The sequence below is a fragment of the Mycobacterium sp. genome (assembly GCF_036273375.1).
Lineage (GTDB): Bacteria > Actinomycetota > Actinomycetes > Mycobacteriales > Mycobacteriaceae > Mycobacterium.
In genome coordinates this window covers 1-13,200 of record NZ_DASUHS010000177.1, presented here as the reverse complement: position 1 = coordinate 13,200, position 13,200 = coordinate 1, and the positions used below count along the sequence as shown (strand labels likewise).

Annotated in this window: 16 protein-coding genes and 1 pseudogene; 8 read left to right on the top strand and 9 right to left on the bottom strand. The window is 65.8% G+C overall.

The features are described 5' to 3' along the window. From VFW69_RS16650 to echA20, 5 genes and pseudogenes are all read right to left on the bottom strand, one after another. Positions 1-278, bottom strand: a pseudogene (locus VFW69_RS16650) (SatD family protein); the annotation flags it as partial. A 65-nt stretch (positions 279-343) separates the two neighbouring features. Continuing rightward, positions 344-1,417 (bottom strand): (3aS,4S,5R,7aS)-5-hydroxy-7a-methyl-1-oxo-octahydro-1H-indene-4-carboxyl-CoA dehydrogenase, encoded by a 1,074-nt coding sequence (ipdC, locus tag VFW69_RS16645; protein ID WP_526502602.1) that lies wholly within the window; start codon positions 1,415-1,417, stop codon positions 344-346. Then, a complete protein-coding gene (gene ipdB, locus VFW69_RS16640) occupies positions 1,414-2,169 on the bottom strand; it encodes a cholesterol ring-cleaving hydrolase subunit IpdB (RefSeq protein WP_526502601.1) in 756 nt (251 codons plus the stop codon). The genes ipdC and ipdB overlap by 4 nt, the downstream gene beginning before the upstream one ends. Then, entirely contained in the window at positions 2,166-3,050 is an 885-nt protein-coding gene (ipdA, locus tag VFW69_RS16635; protein ID WP_526502600.1) for a cholesterol ring-cleaving hydrolase subunit IpdA, read from the bottom strand. Before ipdA ends, ipdB begins: the two co-directional genes overlap by 4 nt. Further along, positions 3,047-3,805: a (7aS)-7a-methyl-1,5-dioxo-2,3,5,6,7,7a-hexahydro-1H-indene-carboxyl-CoA hydrolase gene (gene echA20 / locus VFW69_RS16630; protein WP_526502599.1), complete on the bottom strand. Its 759-nt coding sequence runs from the start codon at positions 3,803-3,805 to the stop codon at positions 3,047-3,049. Before echA20 ends, ipdA begins: the two co-directional genes overlap by 4 nt. A gap of 59 nt (positions 3,806-3,864) precedes the next feature. On the opposite strand from echA20, the gene VFW69_RS16625 reads away from it, so the two are divergent. Both VFW69_RS16625 and VFW69_RS16620 read left to right on the top strand, forming a co-directional pair. Further along, a complete protein-coding gene (locus tag VFW69_RS16625; protein ID WP_526502598.1) occupies positions 3,865-4,650 on the top strand; it encodes an SDR family oxidoreductase in 786 nt (261 codons plus the stop codon). A 15-nt stretch (positions 4,651-4,665) separates the two neighbouring features. Continuing rightward, positions 4,666-5,571: an SDR family oxidoreductase gene (locus VFW69_RS16620; protein ID WP_526502597.1), complete on the top strand. Its 906-nt coding sequence runs from the start codon at positions 4,666-4,668 to the stop codon at positions 5,569-5,571. Here VFW69_RS16620 and VFW69_RS16615 read toward each other — a convergent pair. Genes VFW69_RS16615 through VFW69_RS16600 form a run of 4 tightly spaced genes read right to left on the bottom strand, consistent with a single transcriptional unit; the run spans position 5,568 to position 8,150 of the window. Continuing rightward, positions 5,568-6,020: a nitroreductase family deazaflavin-dependent oxidoreductase gene (locus VFW69_RS16615; RefSeq protein ID WP_526502596.1), complete on the bottom strand. Its 453-nt coding sequence runs from the start codon at positions 6,018-6,020 to the stop codon at positions 5,568-5,570. The two genes, VFW69_RS16620 and VFW69_RS16615, sit on opposite strands and share 4 nt — an antisense overlap. A 38-nt stretch (positions 6,021-6,058) precedes the next feature. Beyond that, a complete protein-coding gene (locus VFW69_RS16610) occupies positions 6,059-6,511 on the bottom strand; it encodes a nitroreductase family deazaflavin-dependent oxidoreductase (protein WP_526502595.1) in 453 nt (150 codons plus the stop codon). 58 nt (positions 6,512-6,569) lie between these two features. Beyond that, complete coding sequence (locus VFW69_RS16605; protein WP_526502604.1) at positions 6,570-6,965, bottom strand: DUF8021 domain-containing protein; 396 nt, start codon at positions 6,963-6,965, stop codon at positions 6,570-6,572. 21 nt (positions 6,966-6,986) lie between these two features. Further along, on the bottom strand, positions 6,987-8,150 hold the full coding sequence (locus tag VFW69_RS16600) for a steroid 3-ketoacyl-CoA thiolase (protein ID WP_526502594.1): 1,164 nt from the start codon (positions 8,148-8,150) through the stop codon (positions 6,987-6,989). A gap of 132 nt (positions 8,151-8,282) precedes the next feature. Between VFW69_RS16600 and VFW69_RS16595 the strand changes: the two genes are divergently transcribed. From VFW69_RS16595 to VFW69_RS16570, 6 genes are all read left to right on the top strand, one after another. Beyond that, positions 8,283-9,533: a cytochrome P450 gene (locus tag VFW69_RS16595; protein ID WP_526502593.1), complete on the top strand. Its 1,251-nt coding sequence runs from the start codon at positions 8,283-8,285 to the stop codon at positions 9,531-9,533. Further along, entirely contained in the window at positions 9,533-10,576 is a 1,044-nt protein-coding gene (locus VFW69_RS16590; RefSeq protein WP_526502592.1) for an acyl-CoA dehydrogenase family protein, read from the top strand. Before VFW69_RS16595 ends, VFW69_RS16590 begins: the two co-directional genes overlap by 1 nt. Further along, complete coding sequence (fadE29, locus tag VFW69_RS16585) at positions 10,567-11,730, top strand: acyl-CoA dehydrogenase FadE29 (protein WP_526502591.1); 1,164 nt, start codon at positions 10,567-10,569, stop codon at positions 11,728-11,730. Before VFW69_RS16590 ends, fadE29 begins: the two co-directional genes overlap by 10 nt. Beyond that, a complete protein-coding gene (locus tag VFW69_RS16580; RefSeq protein WP_526502590.1) occupies positions 11,727-12,680 on the top strand; it encodes an OB-fold domain-containing protein in 954 nt (317 codons plus the stop codon). The genes fadE29 and VFW69_RS16580 overlap by 4 nt, the downstream gene beginning before the upstream one ends. Continuing rightward, complete coding sequence (locus VFW69_RS16575) at positions 12,677-13,078, top strand: MaoC family dehydratase (RefSeq protein WP_526502589.1); 402 nt, start codon at positions 12,677-12,679, stop codon at positions 13,076-13,078. The genes VFW69_RS16580 and VFW69_RS16575 overlap by 4 nt, the downstream gene beginning before the upstream one ends. Positions 13,079-13,089: 11 nt before the next feature. Then, positions 13,090-13,200 (top strand): hypothetical protein (locus VFW69_RS16570; protein WP_526502603.1); only part of this gene is annotated, 111 nt, incomplete at its 3' end.

Genomic DNA, 13,200 nt, shown 5'->3' with positions numbered 1-13,200 from the left:
ACCGTGCCCCAGCCGATGCCGAACCGGACATCGACTTCGGGGCCGACGGCCAGCCGCAGCGCCAGGGCAGCATCGATCGCGGCGCCTACGGTCGGGTAGCTGCCCTGAAACTCGTCGCCTACGGTGAACGCCGGCGGGTCGCTTGCGTCGCCGGCGATTTGCCGCAGGGCGCTCGCCAGGAGCCGGTGCAGCCGCGTGCGGTCGGTGGCGCGCCGGGAACCGACGACGTCACCGATGAGGGTCGCTCGTGGTGAAGATGATTCCTTAATCCGACTCATTTGAAGATTATAGCTTAATAAGTCGAAACTTTAGCTATACGCTTCATTGGCCGCAATTCCGCCGTTTACGACCCGTCCACCAGCCCGGATGCCGCCTGCAGATGCTTGATCGCGTCGCGCACGATCGACTCGATCAGCTCGGCGCACGACGGCAGGTCATCGAGGATGCCGGCCACCTGTCCGGATGCCAGCACGCCGGCATCGGTGTTGCCGTCAACCAGGCCGGCTTTCAACAGCATTGGGGTGTTGGCCGCCATCACCACCTGCGACCAGGTCAGCTCCTTGCCGTGGCGCATCGCCAGGCCGTCGCTGATCATCGACCGCCAGGTCATCTGCGACATGTGCTTGAACTTGGCGGCATTGCGCACGGCCGCGGTGAGACCCCGCACCGGCGAACCGGCTTCCAGCTTCTCGACCAGTCCGGTGCGCAGCACCCGGTGCGGCATGCCGTCCACACGCGTCGTGACGACCGTGCCGTCCAGCGCCGACTCCAGGTAGCGGCGTTTCACCGTATCGGGCACGGTCGAATCCGAGGTGAGCAGGAAGCGGGTGCCCATCGCAACGCCGGCGGCGCCGTAACTCAACGCGGCCGCAAGGCCGCGCCCGTCGAAGAAGCCACCGGCCGCGATCACCGGAATCCCGCTGCCCTGCACGGCATCCAGGACCGAGGGCAGCAGCAAAGTGGTGGCGACGGGTCCGGTGTGCCCACCGCCCTCGCCGCCCTGCACGATCATCGCGTCGGCGCCCCAGCTCGCCACCTTGCGCGCGTGTTTAGCCGCGCCGATCGACGGGATCACCACCGCCCCAGCCTCTTTTAGCCGGGCGATCAGCTCCTGTTTGGGCGCCAGCGCGAACGACGCCACCTTCACGCCCTCGCGGATCATCAACTCGACGCGATCGCCGGCGTCGGCGGCGTCGGCGCGCATGTTCACACCGAACGGCTTATCGGTGGCCGCCTTGACCTTGCCGATGGCCGTCGCCAACTCGTCCAGCGTCATGGTGGCCGATGCCAGGATGCCCAGTCCGCCCGCGTTGGCGGTGGCCGCCACCAGCCGGGCGCCGGCGACCCAGCCCATCCCGGTCTGCACCACCGGGTGCTCGACGCCGACCAGTTCGGTCAGCGGCGTGCGCAGCTTCATGACCGTATCTCTCTGTCCCGCAGAGACTTCGGGTCGATGATTTCGCGGATCAGGCTCAGTTCGTCGTCGGTCGGCAGCCGGGTCTCCTCGGCGCCGTCCAGGCCGTCGATCTCGAACGAGGTGTTCTCGGCGACCTCGTCGGCCGCAACGCCGGGGTGCAGGGACACCGCCCGCATGGTGCGCTCGGGCCCGCCGAAGTCGAACACGCCGAGGTTGGACACTACCCGATACGTGTTGGCGAACCGGAATGCCGGGTTGTCGGGGTCGACGTTGTCCCAGCCGATTCCGCAGACGATGTCGACCTTCTCGCAGAACACCCGCTTGGAGTGATTGCCCACCCAGTAGCTGGTCGCGTGGTTGATGGCATTGCCGGGCGCACCGCGGACACCGAACATCTGGCGTTTGGGCTGCTGCAGCGGGCCAAACGCAGAGATGTTCTGATTGCCAAAACGGTCAACCTGATTGGCGCCCATCACCACGTGCCGCCGGCCCCAGGCCAGGGTTTCGAAGACCCGGCCGAACGGCATCCAGCCCTCGACGGGGGCGGACGCGCCCAGGGCGGGGGTCTCGGCCAGCAGCTGCGCCTCGCCGTCGGTCAGCAGGATGTCCGGCGAGAAGGTCAACCGGGCCAGTCGAGCCCCGATCGAGGCCATGTTCGTCATCGGGCTGACCATGATCTCGCCGGCATCCCGGAACAATTCGGCGCACGCGACCGCGCAGATCTCGGGTCGGGTGATCGCATCGCCGCTCATGACGAGGCCTCCTCTTTGAAAGCGCGCACGGCCGCCTGATAGTCCTCTTCGCTGCCCGACAGGAAGGTTTGCCCGAACTGCCGCCAACCCTCGTCCGTTGAGGCCGCTTCGGCGTAGTGCCGCTGAAATTTCTCGTCACGGCCGTAATCTGGTGCGGCGGTGGTGAAGTGGGCGCCGCCCGGCGCCTCCACCACGCCGTCGACCATCATGCGGTTCACCAGCAAAGCCTGCGGGGGGACCGCCTTGACCAACTCTTGGGTGGACACGACGCGCTCCACCGACAGGAAGCGCTTCTCGGCGGCCATCAAAAACAGGTCGTCGAAGTACGGGTCGATTCCGGTGTAGGCCGCATTGCCTTGCGCATCACCGAGATTGAGGTGCGCGAATGCGGCGTCCAGGCGCAGCGCCGGCATCGCGATCAGGGTCTCGTGCCCCCCGCCGGGCGCCGGGTACGGGCTGGTCACCGTCTGCAGCTCGCCCTCCCAGAAGTCCAGCACCGAGCTGCCCAGCCCGGCCCGAATCGGCAGGAACGGCAGGCGCTGCGCGGCCGCCTGCAATCCGCAGCGCAGCATGCCTTCATCCATCTCCCGGGCCTCGATCGCGCCATCGGCACGGGATTTGGCGAACCAGGGGTCGTAGAAGGGCGGGGAGTCCAGCGAAACGAATCCGTAGTAGACCCGCTTGACCTTGCCGGCCGAGCACAGCAGGCCCAGGTCCGGCCCGCCGTAGGTGACCACGGTCAGGTCGGTGATGTCGGTGCGCAGCAGCGCACGCACGAACGCCATCGGCTTGCGCCGCGATCCCCAGCCGCCGATACCGATCGTCATGCCGCTGCGCAATTGCGCCACGGCATCGTCGAAGGTGGTTCTCTTGTCGCTCAAGCCTTCTCACCCTTCGTCGTACCGGCGAACGCGTCGCGGTGCTCGTCGGACACCCCGGCGAGATTGAGCTCGAACGTAAAGCCTTGCTCCATGCGGTAACTCGAGTTGACTCGTTGTACGTCGATCAGGTTCAGCGCCTCTTTGGCCGCGCGGATGACACGGGTGTCCTTGGCGGCGATGTCGCGCGCGACCCGCAGGGCGGCCTCGTCGAGCTCGTCGCGCGACACCACCTCGTGTACCGAACCGAAGTGGTGCAGGGTGGCGGCGTCGACGGTGGCCGCGGTGAAGAACAGCCGCCGCATCATGTGCTGCGGAACCAGTCGCGACAGGTGCGTCGCCGCGCCGAGCGCGCCGCGTTCCACCTCGGGCAGCCCGAACGTGGCGTCGTCGGAGGCCACGATCACATCGGAGTTACCGACCAGCCCGATGCCGCCGCCGACGCAGAATCCGTTCACGGCCGCGACGACGGGCACCGCGCACTCGTAGACCGCGCGGAACGCGGCGAAGCAGCCGCGGTTGGCGTCGATCAGGGCGGTGAATCCCTCGGTGCGCTGCATCTCCTTGATGTCGACCCCGGCGTTGAAGCCCCGGCCCTCGGCGCGCAGGATCACCACGTGGGTGTTGGGATCTTTGCCGGCGGCGGTGATGGTGTCGGCGAGTTCGAACCAGCCGCGCGACGGGATGGCGTTGACGGGCGGGAAGTCGACGGTGACCGTGACGATGCCCGGTTCGGTGGATGTGGATGTGATGGGCAAGGTGCCACTTCCTTGTGGGGTAACTACCTAAGCAAGCACTTGCTTGGTACGCTAGCACAGTGACTCGCGCCGAAGCATCCGACGCCATCAACTTGGGGCTGGCCGGGCGGGTAGTTCTCGTCACCGGCGGTGTTCGCGGGGTCGGTGCCGGCATCAGCTCCGTTTTCGCCGAGCAGGGCGCCACCGTCGTCACCTGTGCGCGGCGGGCGGTCGAGGGATGGGCATATGAGTTCCACTCCTGCGACGTCCGCGACGACGACGCCGTCAAGGGATTGATCGACACCATCATGGACCGGCATGGCCGGCTCGACGTCGTCGTCAACAACGCCGGAGGATCGCCGTTCGTGCTGACCGCGGAGTCCAGCGCCAAGTTCAACCGCAAGATCATCGAACTCAATCTGATTGGTGCGCTGTCTGTTTCGCAGCACGCGAACGCTCACATGCAAAGCCAGCGGCAGGGCGGATCGATCATCAACATCTGCAGCCTCAGCGGCCGCCGGCCCTCCCCGGGCACCGGCGCCTACGGGGCGGCCAAGGCGGGCCTGGAAAGTCTCACCCAGACGCTCGCCGTGGAGTGGGGCCCGAAGGTCCGGGTGAATTCTTGTGTGGTCGGCATGGTGGAGACCGAGCAGTCCGAACTGTTCTACGGCGACGCCGACTCCATCGCCGCGATCTCGAAGAATGTGCCGCTCGGCCGGCTGGCGAAGCCCGCAGACATCGGTTGGGCCGCAGCATTTTTGGCGTCAGACATGGCGTCCTACATCAGCGGTGCCTCGCTCGAGGTACACGGCGGCGGCGAGCCCCCGCACTATCTGTCCACCACGACCGCAAGCGCGGTCAAGTAGAGGAGACAAGAAACTATGGGAGTGGTTGACGGCCGCGTCGTCATCGTCACCGGAGCTGGCGGCGGTATCGGTCGCGCGCACGCGCTGGCCTTTGCGGAAGAAGGTGCGCGCGTGGTGGTCAACGACATCGGGGTGGGCCTGGACGGTTCACCGGCCGGCGGTGGCAGCGCCGCCCAGAGCGTTGTCGACGAAATCACCGCCGCCGGTGGCGAAGCCGTCGCCAACGGATCCAACATCGCGGACTGGGACCAGGCGGCGAGTCTGATCCAGACGGCGGTCGAAACCTTCGGCGGCCTGGACGTTTTGGTAAACAACGCCGGCATCGTGCGCGACAGGATGATGGCCAACACCAGCGAAGAGGAGTTCGACGCCGTCATCGCCGTGCACCTCAAGGGGCACTTCGCCACGATGCGCCACTCCGCCGCGTACTGGCGTGGACTGTCCAAAGAGGGCAAAACCGTTGACGCCCGGATCATCAACACCAGTTCGGGTGCCGGCCTGCAGGGCAGCGTCGGGCAGGGCAACTACAGCGCCGCCAAGGCCGGCATCGCTGCGATGACGTTGGTCGCCGCGGCCGAGATGGGTCGCTACGGCGTCACCGTCAACGCCATCGCACCCTCGGCCCGCACCCGCATGACCGAGACGGTGTTCGCCGAGATGATGGCGACGCAGGACCAAGACTTCGACGCCATGGCCCCGGAAAACATTTCACCGCTGGTGGTTTGGCTGGGCAGCGCCGAATCACGCGACGTCACCGGCAAGGTGTTCGAGGTCGAGGGCGGCAAGATCCGGGTTGCCGAGGGCTGGGCGCACGGGCCGGAGATCGACAAGGGCGCGAGGTGGGATCCCGCGGAATTGGGGCGCGTCGTGGCCGATCTGCTCGCCAAGGCGCGCCGTCCGGTCCCCGTCTACGGCGCCTAGCGCGGTTCGCACACCACCAGCGGGATGACCCGGTCGGCGGCCTCGCGGTACTTGCGATAGGGCGGGTACATCCGCGTCAATCGTGGCCAATACCGTTCGCGCTCAGCGTCGGTGGCGTCGCGGGCGACCAAGTCCAGAAGCTGGGCGCGGATCTGCACCTGCACGTCGGGATGCTCTTTGAGGTTGAGATACCACATCGGATCTTCGTCGCGCCCGCCGAAGGACGCGGGCAGGATCACCCGATCGCCGTCGCGCAGGTACAGCGTCGCGGCGGTTCGCGGCTTGTGGGACTTGCGTCCGGTGGTGGTCAGCAGGGCCGCCGGGAACCGCAGCAGCTTCGCCCCGATCTTGCCGTTGGTTCGTCGGTACACCCAGATATGGGCACGCGCGAAATATTTGAGCAGCAGCGCAATCGGGCGTGAGTTGCGAATCCAGCGACGGTCGGACATGGTGCCCAGATGATTCCCCGCCTGCAGGGAATGGAAACTCAGGGGTCGCAGATCACGACCGGGATGACGCGATCGGTCCAGGCTCGGTAGTCGTCGAACGAGGGATACATGGCGTCCAACTTGGGCCAGTACTCGGCACGTTCCGCCTCGGTGGCGTCGCGGGCCTGCAGCTGCAGGACCTCGTCCTTGATCTGCACGGAGACTTTGGGATTGGCCTTGAGGTTGAGGTACCACAGCGGGTTCTTGTCGCTGCCGCCCTTCGAGGCGACCAGGATCACCCGGTTTCCCTCGCGCAGGTAGAGCAGCGGGCTCACCCGCGGTTCACCGGTCTTGCGGCCCGTGGTAGTGAGCAGAGCGACCGGAGCCTTCTGGAAGGTGCCGCCGAACTTTCCGTTGCTGCGCTTGTAGATCCACGCGTTGCCCTTGGCCATCCACTTGATGACGAAGCCGACCCAGGGGGCGTTGAGTGAACGTGGCTTCGGTTTCGGCATGCTATTCCTCTGCTTGATCTGGCCGGCTCCTCCGCACCCCGCTTCGCGGGCCGCGTCGTTACCGGCGCTGCTGAATAAAGGGTTGGAAGCGAACCTTGATGTGGTGGATTTCGGCTTTCCCGCTTGCGCTTTCGGCCGGAATCAAGAAGGTCTCGTTGACGTGCGCGGCGAGCCGCCGGCCGCCGAATCCCGCTTTGGTCAGCACCTGGTACGCCGCGTGCACCTGGTCGCCGTCGATGCGGTAGTCCGGTGGTGTCGTGTCCGCGAGCAACCGGTACTGGATTCCGCGGTTAAGGCTGCGCCGCAAGTGATTTCCCGAGAAACCGTTCTTGATTCCCTGCTCGATGCGGGTGCAGTGCGCGGCGAACGGAACGGCGTCACCGTCATGGTTGACCAACGCGTCGATGTAGGACTGCGCCGCGCCGATGCGGCTGTCGTCGGAGACGCTCACCAGAAAACCGAAAACGATCGAACGCTAGATGCGCTCGATGATAGTGCCGGTCGACAGGGCGCCGCCCGCGCACATGGTGATCAGCGCGGTGGTCTGGTCGGTGCGTTCCAGCTCGTGCAGCGCGGTGGTGATCAGCCTGCTGCCGGTGCTGCCGACCGGGTGCCCCAGCGCGATGGCCCCGCCGTTGACGTTGACCTTGGCCATGTCCGGGTCGTGCACCCGTGCCCACGACAGCACCACCGAGGCGAATGCCTCGTTGATCTCGGTGATGTCGATGTCGCCCATCTTCATCCCGGCCTTCTCCAGCACCTTCGCCGTCGACTGCACCGGCCCGTCCAGGTGGTAGTAGGGCTCGGCCCCGACCAGCGCCTGGCTGACGATGCGGGCCCGCGGCCGCAGGCCCAGCGCCTTGGCCTTGTCCTCGTCCATCCACAGCACGGCCGCCGCGCCATCGGAGATCTGCGACGACGTTCCCGCCGTGTGGATTCCGCCCTCGAGGACCGGCTTCAGCGCGGAGAGGCCCGACAGCGTGGTGTCGCGCAGGCCCTGGTCGCGGCTGATGGTGACGCGCTCGGACGTGGGTTGCTTGTTCTCGTCGAGCGCTGGGGCCTCGATCGGGGAGATCTCGCGATCGAAACGGCCTTCTTCCCAGGCCTGCTTGGCCCTGGTCTGGGACGCCAGGCCGAATTCGTCGATCTCTTCACGAGTGATGCCGCGCCGCTTGGCGATCCGCTCGGCCGCGGTGAACTGGTCAGGCAGGTCGATGTCCCACGATGCGGGCCGCAGGATGCTGCGGTCCGGACCGGCGTTCGCGCCGAGTCCGACACGGCTCATGGCTTCGATTCCGCACGCGATGCCGATGTCGATGGCACCCGCCGCTATCAGACCGGCGACCAGGCCGTTGGCCTGCTGACCGCTGCCGCATTGGCAGTCCACGGTCATGGCGCCGACGTGTTCTGGTAGCCCGGCCACCAGCCAGCTGACCCGGCTGATGTTGTTGGACTGCTCGCCGTACTGCGTCACGCAGCCGCCGATGACCTGTTCGACGTCGCCGGCATCGATGCCGGCCTTCTCGACCAGCGCCTTCTGGACCGCACCCAACAGCTCGGTGGCGTGCAAACCGGACAGCCATCCGTTCCGTTTGCCGATGGGGCTACGAGTGGCTTCAACGATGACTGGGTTACCCATTCCGTCAGGCTAGAACACGTTTCATTACTCTGACAAGCGAGGATGATGACCTGCCTTTTATCTGCGCAGGAGGCATGTTTTACTGGCACTAGAACACGTTGCAATTAGTGTTGTAAAAGGAGCGCACCCTACATGGCACCCCCCAACATTCCCGCCGACTTCGACTTTCTTGACCCCGACGTCAATCTTGCCGGGTTGCCTGTCGAGGAGCTCGCCCAGCTCCGTAAAGCAGAGCCGATCCACTGGGTGGACATTCCGAATGGCTCGGGCGGGTTCGAGGACCACGGATATTGGATCGTCACCAAGCACGCTGACGTCAAGGAGGTGTCGAAGCGCAGCGACATCTTCTCGAGCTGGATGAACGGCGCCATCCCGACCTGGCCGCCGGAGATGAAGCGGGAGCAGGTCGAGCTGCAGCGCAGCGTCATGCTGAACATGGACGCGCCGCACCACACTCGGCTCCGCAAGATCATCTCCCGCGGATTCACGCCGCGGGCCATCGGACGGCTGGAAGCCGAACTGGCCCAGCGTGCCCAGAACATCGCCGAGACCGCGGCGAAAGAGGGCAGCGGCGACTTCGTCGAGCAGGTGTCGTGCGAGCTGCCCCTGCAGGCCATCGCGGGTCTGCTCGGCGTTCCCCAGGAGGATCGCGACAAGCTCTTCCGCTGGTCCAACGAGATGACCGGTGGCACCGACCCCGAGTACGCCACCGTCGATCCCGCGCAGTCGTCGATGGAACTGATCATGTACGCGATGGCCATGGCCGAGGAGCGGGGCAAGAACCCCACCGACGACATTGTCACCACGCTGATTGAGGCCGACATCGACGGCGAGAAGCTCTCCGATGACGAGTTCGGTTTCTTCGTGGTCATGCTGGCGGTGGCGGGCAACGAGACGACACGGAACTCGATCACCCACGGCATGATCGCGATGGCGAACAACCCCGATCAATGGGAGCTCTTCAAGAAGGAGCGCCCGGCGACCGCGGCCGACGAGATCATCCGGTGGGCCACTCCGGTTTCGGCCTTCCAGCGCACCGCCAACGAGGACACCGAGTTGGGCGGCGTGCAGATCAAGAAGGGCCAGCGGGTGGTGATGTCGTACCGGTCGGCCAACTTCGACGAAGAGGTCTTCGAAAACCCGCACCGCTTCAACATCTTGCGGGACCCGAACCCGCACGTCGGCTTCGGCGGCACCGGAGCCCACTACTGCATCGGTGCGAACCTGGCCCGCATGACGATCAACCTGATCTTCAACGCGGTCGCCGATCACATGCCGGATCTCAAGCCGACCGGCGAGCCCGAGCGGTTGCGGTCGGGCTGGCTCAACGGCATCAAGCATTGGCAGGTCGACTACGCCGGCAATGCCGCGGTGACGTCCTGATGGACTTCGATCTCACTGCGACGCAACAGGCCGTCGCCGATGTGGTGACGTCGGTTTCCGAGCGTGAATTGAGCTGGGACGCATTGATCAACGGCGGTGTGACGGCGCTACCAGTGCCCGAACGCCTCGGTGGCGACGGCGTGGGTCTGCCCGAGGTCGCCACCGTGCTGACTGAGATCGGTCGCCACGGCGCCGTCACGCCGGCCCTGGTCACGTTGGGTTTCGGCGTGCTGCCACTGCTTGACCTGGCCTCCGACGAACAGCAGGACCGGTTTCTGGCCGGCGTCGCCAAGGGCGCCGTGCTGACCGCCGCCCTCAACGAGCCGGGTGCCGCGCTGCCGGACCGGCCCTCGACCACCTTCGCCAACGGCCGGTTGTCGGGCACCAAGGTCGGCGTTGGCTATGCCGGACAAGCGGATTGGATCATTGTCACGGCCGACAGCGCGGTCGTCGTCGTCTCGCCGAAGGCCAACGGTGTCGACGTGATTCGAACCCCGACCTCGAACGACTCCGAGGAATACACGGTCACGTTTGCCGACGTCGCGGTCGAAGACTCCGACGTTTTGGCGGGCGCGACGGCGCCCCGGGTCAACCAGTTGGTGCTGGCCGCCATCGGCGCCTACGCCGACGGGCTGGTGGCCGGGGCGCTGCGTCTGACCGCCGACTACGTGGCCAACCGCAAGCAGTTCGGCAAGCCGCTGTCGACATTCCAGACCGTGGCCGCCCAGCTCGCCGAGGTCTACATCGCCTCGCGCACAATCAATTTGGTAGCGAAGTCGGTTGCCTGGGGGCTGTCGGAAAGGGGCGGATCCGCCCCTCAAGTACAAGACGACCTCGATGTTCTCGGCTACTGGATCACTTCGCAGGCGCCGCCGGTCATGCAGATCTGTCATCATCTACACGGCGGGATGGGGATGGACATCACCTATCCGATGCACCGGTACTACTCCACGATCAAGGACCTGTCCAGGCTGCTGGGCGGTTCTTCTCTACGCCTTGACCTCCTCGGAGGCCGCCACCTGGTGGGAGCGCAATGTTCATAGACCTGACTCCGGAGCAGCGCCAGCTGCAAGCGGAACTACGGGAATACTTTTCGAACCTGATTTCGTCCGACGAGATGAAGGCGATGGAGCAGGACCGTCACAACGAGGCCTACCGCGCGGTGATCCGGCGAATGGGCTCCGACGGCAAGCTCGGCGTTGGATGGCCAAAGGAGTTCGGCGGCTTGGGCTTCGGCCCCATCGAGCAGTCGATCTTCGTCAACGAGGCGCACCGGGCCGACGTGCCACTGCCCGCGGTGACGTTGCAGACGGTCGGCCCGACCCTGCAGCAGTTCGGCAGCGATCTGCAGAAGAAGAAGTTCCTGCCGGCCATCCTCGCCGGCGAGGTTCACTTCGCGATCGGCTACACCGAGCCCGAGGCCGGCACCGACCTCGCCTCCCTGCGAACGACTGCCCTGCGCCACGGCGACGAGTACATCGTCAATGGGCAGAAGATCTTCACCACCGGCGCCCACGACGCGGACTACATCTGGCTGGCCTGCCGCACCGACCCGGAAGCCGTGAAGCACAAGGGCATTTCGATCCTGATCGTCGACACCAAGGATCCCGGCTACTCCTGGACGCCGATCATCCTGTCCGATGGTGCCCACCACACCAACGCCACCTACTACAACGACGTACGGGTGCCCGCCGAGATGTTGGTCGGCGAGGAGAACGGCGGGTGGCGACTGATCACCACCCAGCTCAACAACGAGCGGGTCATGCTGGGCCCCGCCGGCCGCACCGCCGGCATCTACGACCGGGTGCACGCCTGGGCCTCCAAGCCGGGCAGTGACGGCGTCACGCCGATCGACCATGCCGACGTCAAGCGGGCGCTCGGTGAGATCCATGCGATGTGGCGGATCAACGAACTGCTCAACTGGCAGGTGGCGGCCGCGGGTGAGGACATCAACGTGGCCGATGCCGCATCAACAAAAGTCTTTGGCACAGAGCGCATCCAGTACATCGGCCGACTCGCCGAGGAGATCGTCGGCAAGTACGGCAACCCCGCCGATTCGGATACCGCCGATCTGCTCAACTGGCTGGACTCGCAGACTAAGCGCAACCTGGTCATCACCTTCGGCGGGGGCGTGAACGAAGTGATGCGCGAGATGATCGCTGCATCGGGACTCAAGGTGCCGAGGGTGCCTCGATGACCGATATCAAGGAAGCGGTTGCGGAAATCACCGCCACCGTCGTCGCTGCGCCGCGCGACGCCCGGGATTTGGTGAACCAGCCGACGATCAACAACTGGGTCGAGGCGATCGGCGACACCAACCCAATCTACGTCGACGAGGCCGCCGCCAAGGCCGCGGGTCACCCCGGCATTGTCGCCCCGCCGGCGATGATTCAGGTGTGGACGATGTTCGGCCTGGGTGGGGAACGCCCGACCGACGACCCGATGGGCCCGATCATGCAGCTGTTCGACGAGGCCGGGTACATCGGGGTGGTCGCGACCAACTGCGAGCAGACCTACCACCGGTACTTACGTCCCGGCGAGCAGGTCACCGTCGCCTCCGAGATGCGTGACGTGGTGGGTCCCAAGCAGACCGGGCTCGGTGAGGGCTGGTTCATCAACCAGCACATCACGTGGCGGGTCGGTGACGAGGATGTCGCCGAGATGGCGTGGCGCATCCTGAAATTCAGGCCCCGCGAGGATTCCGGGGCGGTTGGATCCGTCCCTCAAGACCTGGACGCCGACGCCATGATGCGCCCCGCGGTGTCGCGCGACACCGCCTTCTTCTGGGAGGGTGTCAAAGCGCACGAGCTGCGCATCCAGCGCCTCGCCGACGGCACCCTGCAACACCCGCCGGTGCCGGCGGTGTGGCAGGACAAGGCCGACCCCATCGACTACGCGGTGGCCAGCGGTCGCGGCACGGTATTCAGCTTCGTGGTGCACCACGCGCCGAAGGTGCCCGGGCGCACGCTGCCATTCGTGATCGCACTGATCGAACTGGAAGAGGGCGTTCGCATGCTCGGCGAGCTACGCAACGTCGACCACGCCGAAATCAAGATCGGAATGCCGGTTCGCGCAACCTATATCGACTTCCCGGCCGGTGATGCCGGGCCGGAGTGGAGTCTCTACGCGTGGGAGCCCGAAGCATGAGCGCACCGATCATCGAGGTGGGCACCACGCTGCCCGAGCTCAAGCTCTACGGCGACCCCACGTTCATCATCTCGACGGCCCTGGCTACCCGGGACTTTCAGGACGTGCACCACGACCGCGATAAGGCGCAGGCCAAAGGTTCGAACGACATCTTTGTCAACATCCTCACCGACACCGGGCTGGTGCAGCGTTATATCACCGACTGGGCGGGGCCGTCGGCGCTGATCAAGTCGATTGGGCTGCGATTGGGTGTGCCATGGTACGCCTACGACACCGTGACGTTTTCCGGTGAAGTCACCGCTGTCGATGGCGGCCTGATCACGGTAAAGGTGTTCGGCCGCAACGGCCTTGGCGATCATGTCATCGCGACGGTGGCGCTGACGATTGGGGACGCTTGATGTCATCGGGTTTGCTCAGTGGTCGAGCCGCCATCGTCGGCATCGGTGCCACCGACTTCTCGAAGGATTCCGGACGAAGCGAGTTGCGGCTGGCGGCTGAGGCGGTGCTGGATGCCCTTGAC